Genomic DNA, 16,878 nt, shown 5'->3' with positions numbered 1-16,878 from the left:
CTTTATTTCAGGCTGCCCCCAGCATTGAATGCTCCCTCAGCTTGCGGATGCGCATAGCTTGAATAAAGGCTTGCCTTCGGGGCTAAAAAAGCTGAAGCCTGGCCGGACAATGCGCCAGATCATCCAGCCGGCCCGACCATGAAACTCGCACTCGACGTACATTTTGAAGCCCAAGAAGCATGGGCCGCGGCCGTCGCCTTTGACGACTGGGTCGCGCCGGAGCCGACCCGCACTTTCAGCAGCCGCATCGATCATGTAGAGAAAGCGGTGCGCGGCGAGCCCGACCTGCGCGCCTTGCCCTGCATCTTGCAACTGCTGCGCGAGCATGGCTTGGCCCCCGCGCAGATCGAACTGATCATCATCAATGGCCCTGTACATCTGGATGCGCAGGAAACCCCCGGTCTGGGCCGCCACCTGTATCACGCGCTCGGCGGGGTCTGCCCCATCATCGGCGTCGCCAAGACGGCGCCGGCGGGCATGCCCGAGCAATTTGAAGTGCACCGGGAAGAAGAGACCCGCCCGCTGATCATCACTTGCGTCGGCATTGATCTGGGTGCTGCGAAAGCGCGCTTACGGGCCATGCATGGCCGCAAGCGCGTGCCCACGCTGCTCAAGCTGGTGACGCGGCTGGCCAAGGGCGCGGCAGCGGAGCGTTGAGCCGGCGGTCAAAAGCTCAAGACAAAAGCCGCCCCGCCCTCCAGCGGCCGCACCAGGCGCACGCGCCCACCCATGCCGTGCAGCAGCTGGCGCACCACGGTCAGGCCTATGCCTTGGCCGCCTTCGCGGGCGCTGAAAAAGGGTAAAAAAATCTTGCGCTCGAGGCCGGCCGGCACGCCGGGGCCGTTGTCGCGCACGCTGATCTGCAGGCGCCCGCCTCGGCCCTGGCGCGCTTGCAGCCACAGGCGCGGCGAGGCGAGCTCGGCCGTCGCTTGTTCGGCATTGCTGATCAGCGCCAGCAAGACCTGCTCGAGCTGCCCTTCATCGGCAAGCAAGCGCAGGCCCGGCTCGCCAACCTCGACGCTGAGCTCGCCGCCGCGCGCGAGCCAGGCAGGTGCGGCGGCCAGGCGCAAGCGCTGCAGCAAGCTCGTGAGGTCGACCGGCGCCAGCACCGGCGCCGGCCATTGGCTGACGCGCCGGTAGGTGGCCACAAAGCTGGACAGCCCCTCGGCTCTTTGAGCGATGCCGGCGAGCGCCAGCCGCAACTCGCGCTCGACCAAGGGCGGCTCGTCTAGCAACATCTGCGCGGTCTGGCTGAGGCTTTTGATCGGCGTCAGCGAGTTCATGATCTCGTGCGTCAGGATCTGCACCAGTTGCTGCCAGGCCAGCAGCGACTCGGTCTCCAGCTGATTCTCCAGCGGCAGCAGCACCAACAGCGTCTGCGCCTGCCCGTCCAGCGACAGCGTTTGGCGCTGCAAGACCCAGCGCTCGCTGCCGCGCTCGGTCTCCAGCGTTTGTGGGCCGCTGTGATCGGCCAGGTGCAAGAGCCGCTGCAGCGCGGCGGGGTCGCGCACCGCACCGGGCGCGGCCAAGCGGCGGGCGCGGGCACTCAAGGCTTGCAAGCGGCCATCGCACCCAAGTGACCAAGCGGCTACCGGCAGGTGTTCGATTTGGGCCAGCAGCAGATTCAGGCGATGGGTGTCCGGTGGCAGCGCCGGCTCGGGCGGCAACAGTTGCGGCCGCAGCCGCTTGTCGCGATGGGCTTTGGCCATCGGCCAGGCCAAAGCCAAGCCCGCCACAAAGAGCAGGGCCACGCCGACCCAGTCCCGCGCGGCCGGGCCTGCATTGCGGGCCAAGGCACCGGCGGCCAACCAGCAGGCGGCCAGCGCCAACAAGCGCAAGTGCTCAAAGCCCATGTTTGTCCAGGCGCCGGTAGAGGGCCGCACGCGATAGGCCCAGCGTACGCGCCGCTGCGCTGAGATTGCCCTCGGCCGCCGCCATCGCGGCGAGCAAGGCGGCGCGCTCCTGGGCGGCCAGCGAACGGGCGGGTTCGGTCGACTCGCTGCTAACTTCGAGAACTGACGCAGGCTGCTGGCCGAAACGCTCCAAGGCCTCGCGGCAGGTGGCGATCAGCCGGACGTTGTCCCAGGGCTTGGTGATGAAATCAAAAGCACCCCGGCGCAGCGCCTGCACGGCCAGCTCGATGTCGGCATAGGCGGTCATCACGATGACCACCGGCGGAGCGCTCAGCTTTTGCACCTCTGCCAGCAGCTGCAAACCTTGCTCGCCTTCGGTACGGCCGGGGCCGAAGTTGAGGTCCAGGAGCAAAACACTGGGCCGCAGCTTGGCGATGGCCGCCATCAGCTCGGCGGGCCGGCGCAGGCAGGTGATAGGCGCCACGCGGCGTTGCAGCAGCAGCTGTGCGGCCAGGCCGACGCCGGGGTCGTCGTCGAGCAGCAAGATGCTGTGGTCTGGGAGGGTGTCAGGTTCTTTCACGGCTCGCAGTTTCGCAGCATCGCGCGTGCGCACGCCAGACCGGTGTTCGGAAATGGACAGGGGACTTGGCCGCTCGGCGGCAAGCCCCGATGCTGCAAAGCTTGAATCTTTCAACTGCAAAAATCACCATGATCGAATTGAGCCAACTCAGCAAACGCCACCGCGCCGGTGATGTGGAAACTACCGCCTTGAACGCCATCGACCTGCGCATCGAGGCCGGCGAATATGTGGCCATCACCGGCCCTTCCGGCTGCGGCAAATCCACCTTGCTGGGCCTCTTGGGCCTGCTGGACAAGCCCAGCGCCGGCGTTTACCGCCTGGACGGTGAAGACGTGACCCGCAAGACAGCGCGCGAGTTGGCGGCGCTGCGGCGCGGGCGCATCGGCTTTGTGTTCCAGAGCTTCAACCTGGTCGATGAGCTGAGCGTGTTTGACAACGTGCAGTTGGCGCTGCGTTATGGCGACATGCCCGAGAAAGCCCAGCGCGAGCGCGTGGCCGAGGTGCTGGAGCGCCTGGGCCTGAGTCACCGCGCCGCGCACCGCCCCAGCCAGCTCAGCGGCGGCCAGCAGCAGCGGGTGGCGATCGCCCGCGCGATCGCCGCGAGGCCGGCCTTGCTGCTGGCGGATGAGCCGACCGGCAACCTCGACAGCGCGCATGGCCAGGAGGTGATGCACTTGCTGCGTCAGTTGAACGAAGAAGGGGCTACGCTGGTGATGGTGACCCACAGCCCCGAGCATGCGGCACTGGCCTCGCGCACCGTGCGCCTGCTCGACGGCCGGGTCTTGGTCGACGCCCACGCGGAGCAGTTCGCATGAAAAAAACCGCGACTTTGTTGAAAGAAGCCTGGGCCGGCCTGTGCCAGCGCGGCTCGGCCACGCTGGTGGCAATGGGCGGGCTGAGCGTGGCGATGGCGGTGTGCTTGTTGGTGGCCGTGTTGGCGCTGTCGCAATCCGAGCTTGACCCGGGCGTGCCCGAGCCGGAGCGGGTGGTGATGCTGGACTTCAAACCCAATCAAGCGGGCGATGAAGCGCGCTGGCAACTGGCCACACCGGTCGGCCTCGTGCCGCTGCTCAAAGACCGTGGCCTGCCGCTGGAGCTGATCAGCCGCAGCAGCAGCGAAGGCTTCACCCTGCACATGAATGCCGACGGACAGGACAGCCTGCAAGTCGTGCGGGTGCTGGCCGCCGACCCCGATCTGCCGGCGCTGATGGGCCTCAAAGCCTTGCATGGTGACTTGGAAGCCACGCTGCGCCGCAAGGACGCGATCGCGCTAACGCCTAAACTGGTGCGCAAGCTCTGGGGCGACTTGCCGCTGGCGCAGGCCGTGGGCCGCAGCGTCGAATGCCGGGGCCGCAGCTATTTGGTGACGGCGGTGATGCCGGCCATCGACGCGCGCAGCCCGCTGAACCAGGCACATGAGGCGATGGCCAGCTTTTTGATGGTCGGCGATGACTTCCGTGGCGGCATCATTGACAGCCCCGAGGCGATAGACACGATCCACCAGGGCAATGGTCAGGTCTATGCCCGCCTGCGCCCGGGTGCGAGCGCCACCGAGCTGGCGCCGCTGCTGGAGCAAGCCTACCGGGCCCATCCGCTGTATGCAAAGCTGCCGGCAGAATGGAAGACCGGACCCATTAAAGCCGCTGCCGAGTTCCGTGCCTTGACGCTGGCTCAGCTGCCGCTGGAAGGCCAGCCCATGGTCTGGACGCTGCTGGGCGCGCTGGCCGCTGCGAGCGCCTTGCTATTCCTGCTGGCCGCCATCAACTGCATGAATCTGCAAGCGGCTCAAATGCTGCAGCGCCGGCGCGAAACCGCCTTGCGCCGCAGCCTGGGCGCGACCGACGGCGACCTGCTGCGGCTCTGGGGCCTGGAGACGCTGCTAACGCTCATAATCAGCGCCGCCGGCGCGGCCTTGCTGGCCTGGTGGTTGGCACCGGCCGTTGCCGATTGGCTGGGCCTGAGCGCCGAGCGACCGGTGGCCGACGCGCTGCCGCTGCGCGCCTTGCTGGGCCTGGGGCTGACGGTGCTGGCGCTGCTGCCGCTGACGCTGGCGCTGCCGGCGGCCATGGCCCTGCGGCAAGTGCCCGCACCGGCCTTGCAGGGCCGCACAGCGAGCGAGGGCCCATGGGGCCGACGCATCCGCCAAGGTCTGCTGACGCTGCAACTGAGCGGCGCACTGCTCTTGCTGGCGCTGACCGGCGTGCTGAGCTTGCAGCATCGCTATCTGCTGAACGCCGACCGGGGCATAGACACCCATAACCGCCTTATCCTGAGCGCCATCGTCGAGCGCGACTTCGTGCCCAAGATGGACGCCTTTGTCGAGGGCCTGCGCCAGCATCCGGCGATTCAAAACTTCGCCTTCAGCTCGGCCCGCCCGGCCATGGACACCGGCGGGCCGAGCGAGTTCCATGTCGGCCCCAAGGGCGACAAGCGGATGCTGCGCATGACGGTCGCGTCGCCGAGCTTCTTCGACACCTATGGCATCAAGGTGCTGGCCGGCAATCCGCTCCAGGGCAGCGGCGAGGGGCGCCTGGTCATCGATGCCAAGGCCGCGCGCATGCTGGGTTTTGCCACGCCGCAGGATGCCGTCGGTGCGCTGCTGCGCGGCGGTGGGGACATGGTCAAAGAGGGCCAGGACCAACGCCGCATCGTGGCGGTGGTCGGCGACATCAAGCAAGAGTCGGCTCGCGATGCGGCGCTGCCGCAAGGCTTCATGCTCAGCGACGAGCCGCAATGGGACCTGACCGTTCACGGCCCCGACGTCGTGGCGCTGCGCCAGGCCTTGGAACAAGTCTGGAAAAGCCACGGCCCGCCGCTGGTGCATCTGGTCTGGACGGCCGATGAGCAGCGCAATATGGTCTATCGCCAGGAGCAGGTGATGAGCTGGGTGCTGGCCGCCGTGTCCTTGCTGGCGGTGGCGGTGGCGATGTTGGGTGCCTATGCGCTGGTGGCCGACACCTTGCGGCGGCGCCGTACCGAGCTGGTGCTGCGGCGTCTGCATGGCGCCAGCCATCTGGCCATCGCCCGCGAGGTGGCGGCCGAATTCGCAACGCCGCTGGCGCTGGCCGGCCTGCTGGGCCTGCCCTTGGCCGCCTTGCTGGGCCACGGCTATCTGGCTGACTTTGTCGACCATATCGATCTACTCAACGGGCTGGCCCTGCCCTTGTTCGCCGCCGCGCTCTTGACCCTGACCGTCACCGGCCTGGCGGCGCTGCGGCATCTGCGCTTGGCGCTGGCGCTGCAGCCGATCGAGGCTTTACGCTAAACCCACTCGCCCCATGCCTGATCCGGCTCGCCCCATTCGGCTTGCCGGCAGCGGGGCCGGCGGCGATGCTGAGGCATGCACTCACAGACCACCTCATCTACACCACCATCGCGGCTTTTCTTCCTCGACTGGTTGCGCATCCTGGCCTTCAGCTTGCTGGTGTTCTATCACGTCGGCATGTATTACGTCAGCTGGAGCTGGCATGTCAAAAGCGCCACGCTGGTGACTGCGCTTGAGCCGCTGATGATGCTCAGCTCGCCCTGGCGCATGGCGCTGCTGTTCTTCATCTCGGGGGCGGCCACGCAAGCGTTGCTGCGCAAGACCCAAGGCGTGGGCCTGCTCAAGCAGCGCAGCGCCCGACTCTTGTGGCCGCTCTTGTTCGGCATGTTCATCATCGTGCCGCCGCAGTCCTATTTCGAGGTCGTCTACAAGCTCGCTTACGAGGGCCGCTATCTGGACTTCATGCAGCGCTATCTGGCGGCCGACCCGAACTTTTGCCGGATCGAAGCAGGCGCACGCCGCTGCCTGACCGTGCCGACCTGGAATCATCTGTGGTTCTTACCCTATCTGTGGATTTACACGGTCTTGGCCTGGGCGCTCGTGAAGGCCTCGGGACCGCTGCTTGATCGCTTGAGCGCATCAGTCGCCCGCAGCGCCCCCGCTACCCTCATGCTCGGCCTGGCCCTGCCCTTGATGTTCTCCCGCCTGACGCTGGTGCAGTTCGAGGGCACCAACAATCCGGTGTGGGACTGGTACAGCCACGCCCAATATCTGAGCGTATTCCTGCTCGGCCTCTTGTGCATGCGCGGCACGGCTGACGATGCCGGCCTATGGGGCCGGATCGCCCGCCTGCGTTGGCCGGCCCTGCTGATGGCCTTGGCGGCCTGGGGCCTGCTGCAAGGCTATTTCAGCTACTACGCGGAAATAGAGCCGCCTTATCTGCTGCGCATGGCGACCAGGCTGCTGTGGGGTGCGATGCAATGGTGGGCGATCATGGCGGCCTGCGGCTTCGCCAAGCAATGGCTGAACTTCGACAGCGTCTGGCGCCGGCGTCTGAGCGCAGCGGTGTTCTGCGTCTACATCCTGCACCAGACCGTCATCATCTTGCTGAGCCAGGCCTTGCGTCCGCTGGGCTTGGCGCCGGGGATAGAGGCACCGATGCTGATCGCGTTGACGTTTGCGATCTGCGCGCTCGGCTATTTGCTGGCGCGGCGGCTGCCGCCCGCGCTCGGCCTGCTGCTGGGTATTCACGAGAAGGCGGACACGCAAAAGACCAGAGAAACCGCTACATTCGGAGCCAATTCCACTGCATGCAAAACGCTCCAATGAAATACCTGCACACGATGGTCCGCGTCACCGATCTCGACGCCTCGATGAAGTTCTACCGCGACGCGCTCGGCATGGTCGAGGTGCGCCGCAGCGAATACGAGGCCGGCCGCTTCACCTTGGTCTATCTGGCGGCACCCGGTGATGAAGCCGGCAAATACCAGCCTCAAGTCGAGCTGACCTATAACTGGCCGGATGCCGACGGCAAGAGCGAGGCCTACACCGGCGGGCGCAATTTCGGTCACCTGGCCTTTGCCGTGCCCGACATCTATGCCGCCTGCCAGCGCCTGCTCGACCATGGCGTCGTCGTCGTGCGCCCGCCGCGTGACGGCCGCATGGCTTTTGTACGCTCGCCCGACCTGATCTCGGTCGAGCTGCTGCAAGACGGCCCGGCGCTGGCTGCGGCCGAGCCCTGGATCTCGATGCCGAATATCGGCGGCTGGTAATTCAAAGCCCGGCGATGGGTTTCCAAGCCACGGTCGGCGCGCTCAGCTACGGCTTCGCCGATCTGCGCGAGCTGATGGCCAAAGCCTCGCCGGCCCGCTCGGGCGACAGCCTGGCAGGCTTGGCGGCAGCGAGCGCGCAAGAGCGCGTGGCCGCTTGCCGAGCGCTGTCCGAAGTGCCGCTGCGCCTGTTCTTGCATCAGCTGGTGATCCCTTACGAGACGGATCAAATCAGCCGCCTGATCATTGACAGCCATGACGCGAGCGCGTTTGCGCCGGTTGCCCATCTCAGCGTGGGGGCTTTGCGCGACTGGCTGCTGTCGGACGCGGCCACGCCGGCCGCGCTGAGCGCCTTGGCGCCGGGGCTAACGCCCGAGATGGTCGCAGCTACAGCCAAGCTGATGCGCAATCAGGACCTGATTCTGGTGGCCAGCCGCTGCCGCGTGCTGACCCGCTTTCGCTCGACCTTGGGCCTGCCGGGCCACTTGGCCGTGCGCTTGCAACCGAATCACCCGACCGACAGCCCGGCCGGCATCGTCGCCAGCATGCTGGATGGTCTGATGTACGGCGCCGGCGACGCCGTCATCGGCATCAACCCGGCGGGCGACAGCGTGGCGGCGACAACACGCCTCTTGCAACTGTTGGATGAGCTGATTCAGCGCCACCAGATTCCCACACAAAGCTGCGTGCTTACGCATGTGAGCAACACCTTGCAAGCGATTGAGCAGGGCGCGCCGGTCGATCTGGTGTTCCAGTCCATCGCCGGCAGTGAGGCGGCGAATCGCAGCTTCGGCATCGACTTGGCGCTGCTGGACGAGGCCCATGCGGCGGCGCTGTCGCTGCGGCGCGGCCATGAAAACGTGATGTATTTCGAGACCGGCCAGGGCAGCGCGCTGTCGGCCAACGCGCATCACGGCGTTGACCAGCAAACGCTTGAAGCGCGGGCCTACGCCGTCGCACGGCGCTATCAACCACTCTTGGTCAATAGCGTGGTCGGCTTCATAGGGCCGGAGTATTTGTTCGACGGCAAGCAGATCATCCGTGCCGGCCTGGAAGATCATTTCTGCGGCAAGTTGTTAGGCCTGCCCATGGGCTGCGACATCTGCTACACCAACCATGCCGAGGCCGATCAGGACGATATGGACAATCTGCTGGTGCTCTTGGCCAGCGCGGGCTTGACCTTCATGATGGGCGTGCCGGGCGCCGACGACGTGATGCTGAACTACCAAAGCACCTCCTTCCACGACGCCTTGTTTGTGCGCAAGCTATTGGGGCTCAAGCGCGCACCCGAGTTCGAGGCCTGGCTGCAGCGCATGGGCATCACCGATGCCAGCGGCGCCTTGCTGCCGGCCGGTGGGCAGCCGCTCTTGGCCGATGCGCTAACTGCAAAGATTGGCGGCCTGGGATGAGCACTGAAGTCCAACAAGACCCGTGGGAGCCGCTGCGCCGCCACACCCCGGCCCGTATCGGCATAGGCCGTGCCGGCACCAGCTTGCCGACGCGCGAGCTGCTGGACTTCAACGCCGCCCATGCGCAGGCGCGCGACGCCGTCTTAACGCCGCTGGATGTGGCCGCGCTAGGCGCGGATTTGAGCGGCGCCGGCTGGGCCTGGCTGAGCGTGCAAAGCCGGGCCGCTGGGCGAGACATCTACCTGCGCCGGCCCGACCTGGGGCGCCGGCTTGACGAGGCCAGCCTGGAGCACCTGCGCTCGCTGCCGCCTGAGCCTTCGCCTGAGTCTGAACCTGCGCCTGCGCCACTTGATCTCGTCATTGTGCTGGGCGACGGTTTGTCGGCCGTCGCCACTCAAAGGCATGCGCTGCCGCTGTTGAGCCCGCTCAAGCAGGCGCTCGGCGGCCACATGCGGATAGGCCCGCTGCTCATCGCCACGCAGGCGCGCGTGGCCTTGGGTGATGAAATCGGCGCTGTCTTGGGCGCCCGGGCGGTCTTGGTACTGCTGGGCGAGCGGCCTGGTCTGAGCTCACCCGACAGCCTGGGCGCCTATCTGACCTTTGGCCCGGCCCTCGGGCGCAGTGACGCTGAACGCAACTGTGTCAGCAATATCCGGCCGGCCGGCTTGGTGCCCGAGTTGGCGGCTCAGCGTCTGGCCTGGTTGCTGCGCGAAGCCTTGCGGCGGGGCTTGAGCGGCGTGGGGCTGAAGGACGATAGCGAGCGTGAGCTGCTGGGAGGCCCCTAAGCCTCGCGTCCCGGCTCGTCGTCCATGCTCTCGCGCTCCGGCGGCGGGTAGGCGTCGGCCACATAGGCCGGGCCCTTCATCACCATCACCAGCACGCAGCCGATGCCAACCGTCAGCACCAGCGTCCAGTGCAGCATCACCAAACCCATCAAGCGGTAGCTGGTCAGCAACAAATCGCGGTCTGCGGCCGATGTCAGCTGATCGGGCACCGCCCACCAGCAGGCCAGCGCCAGCAGACCCGGGATCACGGTGCCGACCCAGAGAATGCGGGGCAGGTGCTGCCAAAGCGTCCATTCAAGGCCGGGCGGGCTGCGCTGGAAGCCGGGGAGCTTGTTCAGCCAGTTCATGGGGCTTGTTCCTTAGCTGAGGCTAGCGCCATGGGCTCGGCCCGGTCTGGCTGAACGGCCGGCACAGCGCTCATTTTCTGCCCATCCCATTGCTGGCCGCACCAGCAGCGGCCCGCCGGATCGATGATGCAAGTGCCACTGCCGCAGCAGCGAGGGTCTTCGTTCATGGCTCAATCCTCCTTGAAGTTTGCCCTTGCTGAGGCGACGTCAAAACGTCTGACGACACGCTGCAGAGCCGGCCGCAGATACAGGAAACCACGATACGCCCGCTCCATCACCCAGGCAAGACCTGGCACCTGACCCAGCTTGGCCAGCCAGCGCCAGCCCGGCAGCGTGGCCCACAAGGCCAGAAACGCCTGCGCGCCGCTGAGCAAGCGGCCATCGGCGGCCTGCACATGAAAGCGCGCCATCAGTTGCTCACGCGTGCTGCCCGGCGGCAATATGGTGGCCGCATCGCTGACATCGGCAAAGCAAACAGGCTCACTCGCTTGTAAGCCCTGATAGACCCCAATCTCACGTCGGCACAGCGGGCAAGCTCCGTCATAGAGCACGGTCAATGGCCTATCAGTGGGGCTTGTGGGTATGGGGCTCACCATGCGGACACCTCACCAGCGAGGACCAGGTCGGTTTCAATCCTAGGCATTGGGGAGCGCTCCAACTTCGCCGCGCCGGATCGCGTCGGCCCGAGACCGCACAGCCTGGCGCTCTTCGATGCTCAGGCGCGCAAGGTTCTTGACCTGCAGCGCCATGCGCGGGTTATTGGCCATGGCCGTCTCGTGGTGCATCAAAAAATCCCAGTAAAGCGTGGTGTAAGGGCATGCCTTGTCGCCGGTGCGCTGGACCGGGTCGTAGCGACAGCCTTTGCAATGCGGGCTCATGCGGTCTATGTATTTGCCGGTGGCGATATAGGGCTTGCTGCCCATCAGACCGCCGTCGGCGTATTGGCTCATGCCCAGGGTGTTGGGCAGTTCCACCCATTCCACCGCATCCACATACATGGCCAAGTACCAAGCGTGGACGGTCTGCGGCCTGACGCCCAGCATCAGCGCATAGCCGCCAGTCACCATCAGCCGCTGGATATGGTTGGCATAACCCTGCGTCAAGGTCTGCATGATGGCGTCGCGCAAGCAGGCCATATCGGTGGCGCCAGTCCAGTACCAGGCCGGCAGTTCTTGCTCGGCACCCAGCGCATTGAGCTCCAGATAGCCGGGCATCTGCGTCCAGTAAACACCGCGCACATATTCGCGCCAGCCCAAAATCTGCCGCACAAAGCCCTCGACACTCGCCAAGGGCGCCTGACCGGCCTCGTAAGCGGCGACCGCCGCCGCCACAACCTCGCGTGGGTTCAAGAGCTTGAGGTTGAGCGCGGCCGACAGGTGTGCGTGATACAGCCAGGGGTCGCCGGGCCAGATCGCGTCCTGATAGCGACCAAACAGCGGCAGGCGCTCGCTGATGAAGGCCTGCAAGGCTTGCAGCGCGTGCGCACGCGTCAGCGGCCAGGCAAAACCTGTCAAGCTGCCCGGGTGATGGGCAAAGCGGCGCTCCACCAGCGCGATCACTTCACGCGTTATCTCATCGGGCTCGAAGCGGCTGCGTGTCGGCAACAGCCCCGGCCCCTCGGCGCCGAAGGCGGCGCGATTCTCGGCGTCAAAATTCCATTGCCCACCCAGCGGCGCGCCGGCCTGCGCGGGGTCCATCAGGATCTGGTGCTTTTTGCGCTGCTCGCGGTAGAAAAACTCCATGCGCAGCGATTTGCGCCCGCGCGCATGCTCGGCAAACTCGCGCACGCTACTGAAAAAATGCCGGTCTTCGCGGATCTCCAGCGCCAAGCCGCAGCTTTGCGCGGCGGCCTTGAGCGCCTGCAACACGCGCCAATCACCGGGCGCCGTCATCAGCAAGCGGCTGGGCCTCAAGCGAGCCACATCGGCCAGCAGTTGCGCAGCCAAACTACCGGCGTTGCCGGGATCCTCCAAGCGCATGTAATGCAGCGGGCGACCCTGCTCCTGCAGAGCTTGGGCGAAATGCCGCATCGCTGCCAGAAACATCGTGATGCGCGGCTTGCCCGATGCGATGTGCGTGGACTCGTCCGCCACCTCGGCCATCCAAACCCCGTCTTGCGCGGCATCGAAGCCGTCGAAGGCGGCGGCGTCCAGATCCAGCTGGTCACCCAAGACCAGCACCAGCGTGCGCAGCTCAGCCATGCAGGGCCTTGCTGCCCTGCTTGCCCTTTGGAACCTTGCCCCGGCGGCAGGCGTCGGAGCAATACTTGACCTCGGCCCAGTTCTTGGCCCAACACTTGCGCCAAGTCATGGGGCGCGCGCAGGCCAGGCAGGGCTTGGACGGCAGCGCCGCCTTGTTGCCACGAAACGATTGAGAGTCAGCGTTCACGGCAACAAGGGCGCTAGCGTCGCGGCGCTGATCAGGCCTTCTTGGCCCAGGCGCTGCACCAACCGGCTGCGGCCACTTGCTTGCCTGCAAACAGCGGGCAGCCTCCGGCCTTGTCACCGGCCTTGCCTTGATAGAGCGCGCAGTTGCCGCAGCTTTGCCCGGCGGCGAACTTGGGGAACTTCTTCGCGTCGACGCGCTTGGCGTCGGCCACATAGCCCAGCGCTGCGGCTTGAGCGTCTTTTTCGTCCACCATCGCCTGCGCGAAAGCGGCGCTGGTACCGAGGGCTGCAGTGGATGCAGCAACAGTCATCAGAAAAACACGGCGTGGGATCAATTGAGTCATGGGGTTACTCCTTGCGATGGCTAATGAGGGTGATTCAGAGGACCCTTGCCTCTGCTTCGCAGGATAGGCGCTTTCGAGTCAAACTATCGTCAAATTATTCAATCCCGACTAATCGCCTCCGCTAATTGGCGTCAAACACTCTTCACGCACAATGCAAGCATGAGACCAAGCAAGTCACCGGAGGCAGCGGTCAGGTATCGCAGCGGCGCGGTCGCCCGCATGCTGCGCATGCCGGTGGCTACGCTGCGGGTGTGGGAGCGTCGCTACCGGCTCACGCAAGTGGAGCTGAGTGCCAGCGGGCAGCGCCTGTACACGGCCGCCGATGTACAACACCTGTCTTTGTTGAAGCGCTTGAGCGATCTGGGCCACGCCATCGGCAGCTTGGCGGCGCTGAGTCAGCAGCAGTTGCAAGACGTCGCCGCCACGCATGCCGGCGCCCTGGCCGACAAGCAGCCGGCTCGCGCCAGGCTTGATGGCCGCGCATCAGCAGCAAAGCGGCCCAGCTTGCGGGTCGCGGTCATTGGCAAGGCGCTGGCCGCGCGCCTGCAGTCCCCCGCCTTGCTGCGCGGCCTGGGCCGGCCGGTGCAATGGCTGGGTCCGTTTGAAGACGCCGCGCAGGCACAGGCCGCCTTGGCGGGCCAGCCGGTTGATCTCTTGCTGCTGCAGCAGGCCAGGCTACATGAGACTTGGCCCAGCGAGCTGCAAGCGGCGGCGCCGAGCTTGGCGAGCTTGCCCATGGCGCTGCTCTACCGATTTGCCAGCAGCAGTCACTGCGAAGGCTTGGCCGGGGCCGGCAAGGCGCTGCTGCGCGAGCCGCAAAATGACAGCACGCTGGGCCAATGGCTGGGCGGCGTAATGAATGTCATGACGGGCAGCTTGAGCGGCCTTGCAGCTGCTGGCCCCGACGGAACGCGCGAGCCGCTGCCAGAGGCCGGCAGCCAGATTCCGACGCGGCGCTGGGATGATGCGGCGCTGAACGATTTCGCCAGCCTGTCCTCCACCGTCGCCTGCGAATGCCCACGCCATGTGGCCGAGTTGCTGCTGCAACTCTCTCACTTCGAGGCCTACAGCGCCGAGTGCGAGGACCGCAGCCCGGCTGACGCACAACTACACCGTTATTTGCGCTGCGTGGCCGCCGAGGCTCGCGCCAGCTTTGAAGCCGCTCTGGCCCATATAGCCGTGCACGAGGGACTCATCCTGCCTCCTACTCGGGCTTGATCACTCAGGCTTGATCAGATGGCGCTCAAAACCGCCAGCCACAGTGGCGCCGTCAAGACGAAGAGCAGCGTCGAGGCGACGATGGCCGCCGTCGTTTCGCCCTCCTGGCAGCGGTAGCGCTGGGCGAAGATCAGCGCATTGGAGCCGGTCGGCAGCGCAGCCGCCATCACGATCACCGACAAGGGGATGCCGCTCAAACCAAAGCCCCAATGCGCCACCAGCAAAACCAAGGCCGGCAAGAGCAGCAGCTTCAGCGCCGCCAGACCCAGCACGCCGCGCCAGGCCTTGGGCCAGCCGTAATAGGCCAGCGACATGCCGATCAGCGTCAAGCACAGCGGCACCACCGCCGTGCCCAGCATCTGCAAGACCTCATCCAGCACGGCCGGCAAGGCAATGCCGCTTGCATTCAGGGCCAGGCCTGCCAACACCGGCAGCACCACCGGATGAATCACGGTATTGCGCACCGTCAGCGCCAGCGTGCCGGCCAGGCCGCCCTTTTCGGGTCGGGCACGCGCCAAGTCCAGCTCGACCAACAGCGTCAACACGGTCAGCAGCGTCAACGCATGCATGCTGATCACGGTGATGTGAATCGCCAAGCCCGCCTCGCCGAAGATGCCGGCAGCCAGCGGCACGCCGATTTGCAAGGTGTTGCCGAAGGTCACGGTGATGGCCTGCACGCTGGGGCTGGCAGGCGCCTCATTCACTTTGGATCGCCAACGCTGCACGCCGTAGACCAAGAGCAAAAGCAGCAGGACCGGCATGAAGAAAGCCGCCAGCGTCAGCCAAGGCAGGCTCGCCAGATCGAGCCGCGCAGTGGTACGAAACAGCAGCGCCGGCACAAAAATGTAGAAGGCCACATTGGACAGCACGCGGGCCGGGTCACTGGCCTCGGCGCCGCTGCCAGTGGGGCCGCCCAGCCAGCGCATACGGCCGACAAACCAACCAATCGCCACCGCGATAAAGATCGCCAGCAGCTTGTAAAACACCAGGCTGCTCATGCCTGAGCGCGCTCGTCACTCATTCACGAGACCGTGTGCAGGCTGAGCTCGAAAGAAAAGCGGCTGCCCGCGCCAAACTCGCTGTGCACATGGATTTCGCTGCCCATCTCGCGCATCAGCTGCTGGCTGATCGACAGGCCCAGCCCGGTGCCGCCCAGGCAGCGTGCGTCGTCCACCACCTGCTCGAAAGGCTGGAACAAGCGCCCGAGCTGATGCTCAGCAATGCCGATGCCGGTATCACGGACCTCGAAGTTCAAGCGCGCTACACCCTCTTGCAGGCTGAGCAGGCGCACGCTGAGGCCGACCGAGCCGGAGTCGGTGAACTTCAGCGCATTCGAGAGCAGATTCAGCAAGACCTGGCGCAGGCGCTGGCCGTCCACCATCACTCTGGAGGGCAGTTGCAGGCCCAGGTCAATATTGAACAGCAGATGCTTTTGCTCGATGCGCAGGCGCACGTTGTCACACACCATGTCCAAGAGCGCGCGCAGGTCAACCGAGCTGGGCTGCAGCCGCACCTTGCCGGCTTCGATGCTGGCCGTGTCGAGCACGTCCGTGATCAGATTGAGCAAATGCTCGCCCGACTCGCGCACCTGTGCGATCTTGCTCTGCTGCGCAGCGCTCAGGCTGTCGTCCATCTGCAGCAATTGGGTAAAGCCCAGGATCGCGTTCAAGGGCGTGCGGAACTCATGGCTCATGGTGGCCAAAAAGCGGCTCTTGGCCTGGCTGGCGGCCTCGGCGCGATGCTTGGCCTGGCTCAGCTCAAGCGTGCGCTCGGTCACCAGCTCTTCCAGATGGTCACGGTGGTGAGTCAGCTCTTGCTCGGCCAGGCGGCGCTGACTGATGTCGCTGACCATGCCCTCGATGCGGGTGCCGCTGCCGTCGGCCGAGGCCACCACATGCGCGCTGAGCTCAACCCAGAGCTGCATGCCCTCACGGTTGGCGATCAACAAGGGCACCTGCTGAAGCAAGCGGTAACGGGTCAGCGCTCGGGCAATGCGCTTGTACTCCAGGGCCTCCACCCGCACCAAGGCACGCAGGCGGCGGCCCGACTTGAGCGCATCTTGTGGCGAGGCATAGCCCAGCATCTTGGCCAGCGCCCGGTTCAGGCTCAGCAAACGGCCTTTCGAGTCGGCCTGGAAGATGCCCTCGGTGGCGTTCTCGAACAAGCTGCGGTAGCGCTCCTCGCTTTGGCGCAAGCCCACCGATGAACTCAGCAGGCGCTCGCTCATCGAGTTGAACTGCTGGGTCAGCACGCCGATCTCGTCGCTGTGCTCAACCTCGGTGCTGGCCCCCAACTCGCCCGCCGCCACCCGCTGCGCCATCGCGCCTAAGCGCTTGACCGGGCGCGTCACCAGGCGATTGATCAGCAAATAGCTGGTCGCAATCACCGCTGCCAAGGTGGCAGCGAGCAGCCCAGCGACAAAACGCCGCGTATGCATGACCTGGGCCTGTACCAACTCACTCGTGGAGATCAGCACCGCCTGGGCCACCAGCGTGGGCTCGGCATGCGGGCTGCTTTGATACATCACCGGGAACTCGCGGCGCAGCGGCAGCACGGCCGGTCGATTGCGTTCGCGCCGCAGCGGCGCGGCGTTGACGCCCAAGCTGATCATCTCGACCGCATGCACCTCCGGGTCGGCCATCACCGCATCGAGCAGGTTCTCGATCGCAGTGCCGTCCAGATTCCAGATCGGCGCGGCAAAACTGCGCGCCACCAGATCGGCCATGCGCTGCTCGCGCTGCACCAGCGCCAGCGACAACTCACGCTCTTCGGCCACCGTCCAGTACCAACCCAGCGCCAGCACCAGAATGCTCGCCACCAGGCCGATGCCGGCAATCAAGCGGGTCTGAATTCCAATGCTTACCGGGCTACGTCCCATGCTCCAGCTCCTCAGCGTTCAGCTTGTCTGTCGGCCTGCCTGT

General features: G+C 65.8%; 18 protein-coding genes. 8 read left to right on the top strand and 10 right to left on the bottom strand.

Going from position 1 to position 16,878, the window contains the following annotated elements; genetic code table 11:
* Positions 1–138 precede the first annotated feature (138 nt).
* A complete protein-coding gene (locus tag PRZ03_RS02320) occupies positions 139–657 on the top strand; it encodes an endonuclease V (protein ID WP_273598838.1) in 519 nt (172 codons plus the stop codon).
* Positions 658–665: 8 nt separating this feature from the next.
* Here the strand turns inward: PRZ03_RS02320 and PRZ03_RS02315 are convergent, their stop codons facing one another.
* Positions 666–1,853 (bottom strand): sensor histidine kinase, encoded by a 1,188-nt coding sequence (locus tag PRZ03_RS02315; protein ID WP_273598837.1) that lies wholly within the window; start codon positions 1,851–1,853, stop codon positions 666–668.
* Positions 1,843–2,433: a response regulator gene (locus PRZ03_RS02310; protein ID WP_273598836.1), complete on the bottom strand. Its 591-nt coding sequence runs from the start codon at positions 2,431–2,433 to the stop codon at positions 1,843–1,845. Before PRZ03_RS02310 ends, PRZ03_RS02315 begins: the two co-directional genes overlap by 11 nt.
* A 128-nt stretch (positions 2,434–2,561) precedes the next feature.
* Between PRZ03_RS02310 and PRZ03_RS02305 the strand changes: the two genes are divergently transcribed.
* From PRZ03_RS02305 to eutC, 6 genes are all read left to right on the top strand, one after another.
* On the top strand, positions 2,562–3,248 hold the full coding sequence (locus PRZ03_RS02305) for an ABC transporter ATP-binding protein (RefSeq protein ID WP_273598835.1): 687 nt from the start codon (positions 2,562–2,564) through the stop codon (positions 3,246–3,248).
* Positions 3,245–5,698, top strand: a complete 2,454-nt coding sequence (locus PRZ03_RS02300; RefSeq protein ID WP_273598834.1) for an FtsX-like permease family protein — start codon at positions 3,245–3,247, stop codon at positions 5,696–5,698. Before PRZ03_RS02305 ends, PRZ03_RS02300 begins: the two co-directional genes overlap by 4 nt.
* Positions 5,699–5,773: 75 nt before the next feature.
* Positions 5,774–7,027: an acyltransferase family protein gene (locus PRZ03_RS02295; RefSeq protein WP_273598833.1), complete on the top strand. Its 1,254-nt coding sequence runs from the start codon at positions 5,774–5,776 to the stop codon at positions 7,025–7,027.
* Positions 7,009–7,470 (top strand): VOC family protein, encoded by a 462-nt coding sequence (locus PRZ03_RS02290; RefSeq protein WP_273598832.1) that lies wholly within the window; start codon positions 7,009–7,011, stop codon positions 7,468–7,470. Before PRZ03_RS02295 ends, PRZ03_RS02290 begins: the two co-directional genes overlap by 19 nt.
* A gap of 14 nt (positions 7,471–7,484) precedes the next feature.
* On the top strand, positions 7,485–8,876 hold the full coding sequence (locus PRZ03_RS02285; protein ID WP_273598831.1) for an ethanolamine ammonia-lyase subunit EutB: 1,392 nt from the start codon (positions 7,485–7,487) through the stop codon (positions 8,874–8,876).
* The gene (eutC, locus tag PRZ03_RS02280) at positions 8,873–9,661 is read left to right on the top strand and encodes an ethanolamine ammonia-lyase subunit EutC (protein ID WP_273598830.1); all 789 of its coding nucleotides are present in this window, start codon (positions 8,873–8,875) and stop codon (positions 9,659–9,661) included. The genes PRZ03_RS02285 and eutC overlap by 4 nt, the downstream gene beginning before the upstream one ends.
* Here eutC and PRZ03_RS02275 read toward each other — a convergent pair.
* From PRZ03_RS02275 to PRZ03_RS02250, 6 genes are read right to left on the bottom strand one after another with little or no spacing between them, the layout of a single operon-like run.
* On the bottom strand, positions 9,658–10,008 hold the full coding sequence (locus tag PRZ03_RS02275; RefSeq protein WP_273598829.1) for a hypothetical protein: 351 nt from the start codon (positions 10,006–10,008) through the stop codon (positions 9,658–9,660). The two genes, eutC and PRZ03_RS02275, sit on opposite strands and share 4 nt — an antisense overlap.
* Positions 10,005–10,175 carry a DUF1513 domain-containing protein gene (locus PRZ03_RS02270; RefSeq protein ID WP_263534130.1) on the bottom strand — a complete coding sequence of 57 codons (171 nt, stop codon included), beginning with the start codon at positions 10,173–10,175 and terminating at the stop codon, positions 10,005–10,007. Before PRZ03_RS02270 ends, PRZ03_RS02275 begins: the two co-directional genes overlap by 4 nt.
* A 3-nt stretch (positions 10,176–10,178) precedes the next feature.
* Positions 10,179–10,604, bottom strand: a complete 426-nt coding sequence (locus PRZ03_RS02265) for a thiol-disulfide oxidoreductase DCC family protein (RefSeq protein ID WP_273598828.1) — start codon at positions 10,602–10,604, stop codon at positions 10,179–10,181.
* Between the two features lie 39 nt (positions 10,605–10,643).
* Positions 10,644–12,209: a cryptochrome/photolyase family protein gene (locus PRZ03_RS02260; RefSeq protein WP_273598827.1), complete on the bottom strand. Its 1,566-nt coding sequence runs from the start codon at positions 12,207–12,209 to the stop codon at positions 10,644–10,646.
* The gene (locus tag PRZ03_RS02255) at positions 12,202–12,396 is read right to left on the bottom strand and encodes a DUF2256 domain-containing protein (protein WP_273598826.1); all 195 of its coding nucleotides are present in this window, start codon (positions 12,394–12,396) and stop codon (positions 12,202–12,204) included. Before PRZ03_RS02255 ends, PRZ03_RS02260 begins: the two co-directional genes overlap by 8 nt.
* A 31-nt stretch (positions 12,397–12,427) precedes the next feature.
* A complete protein-coding gene (locus PRZ03_RS02250) occupies positions 12,428–12,706 on the bottom strand; it encodes a high-potential iron-sulfur protein (protein WP_273598974.1) in 279 nt (92 codons plus the stop codon).
* Between the two features lie 192 nt (positions 12,707–12,898).
* Between PRZ03_RS02250 and PRZ03_RS02245 the strand changes: the two genes are divergently transcribed.
* Complete coding sequence (locus PRZ03_RS02245) at positions 12,899–13,957, top strand: MerR family transcriptional regulator (protein WP_273598825.1); 1,059 nt, start codon at positions 12,899–12,901, stop codon at positions 13,955–13,957.
* A gap of 14 nt (positions 13,958–13,971) precedes the next feature.
* Here PRZ03_RS02245 and PRZ03_RS02240 read toward each other — a convergent pair whose 3' ends face one another.
* Positions 13,972–14,955, bottom strand: a complete 984-nt coding sequence (locus PRZ03_RS02240) for an AEC family transporter (RefSeq protein WP_273598824.1) — start codon at positions 14,953–14,955, stop codon at positions 13,972–13,974.
* 23 nt (positions 14,956–14,978) lie between these two features.
* Positions 14,979–16,835 carry an ATP-binding protein gene (locus tag PRZ03_RS02235; RefSeq protein ID WP_273598823.1) on the bottom strand — a complete coding sequence of 619 codons (1,857 nt, stop codon included), beginning with the start codon at positions 16,833–16,835 and terminating at the stop codon, positions 14,979–14,981.
* Positions 16,836–16,878: the final 43 nt, after the last annotated feature.

It is taken from the genome of Roseateles albus, from assembly GCF_028595345.1.
GTDB lineage: Bacteria > Pseudomonadota > Gammaproteobacteria > Burkholderiales > Burkholderiaceae_C > Paucibacter_A > Paucibacter_A albus.
The sequence above is the reverse complement of the archived record's forward strand: the minus strand, read 5'-3'. Positions and strand labels throughout refer to the sequence as shown.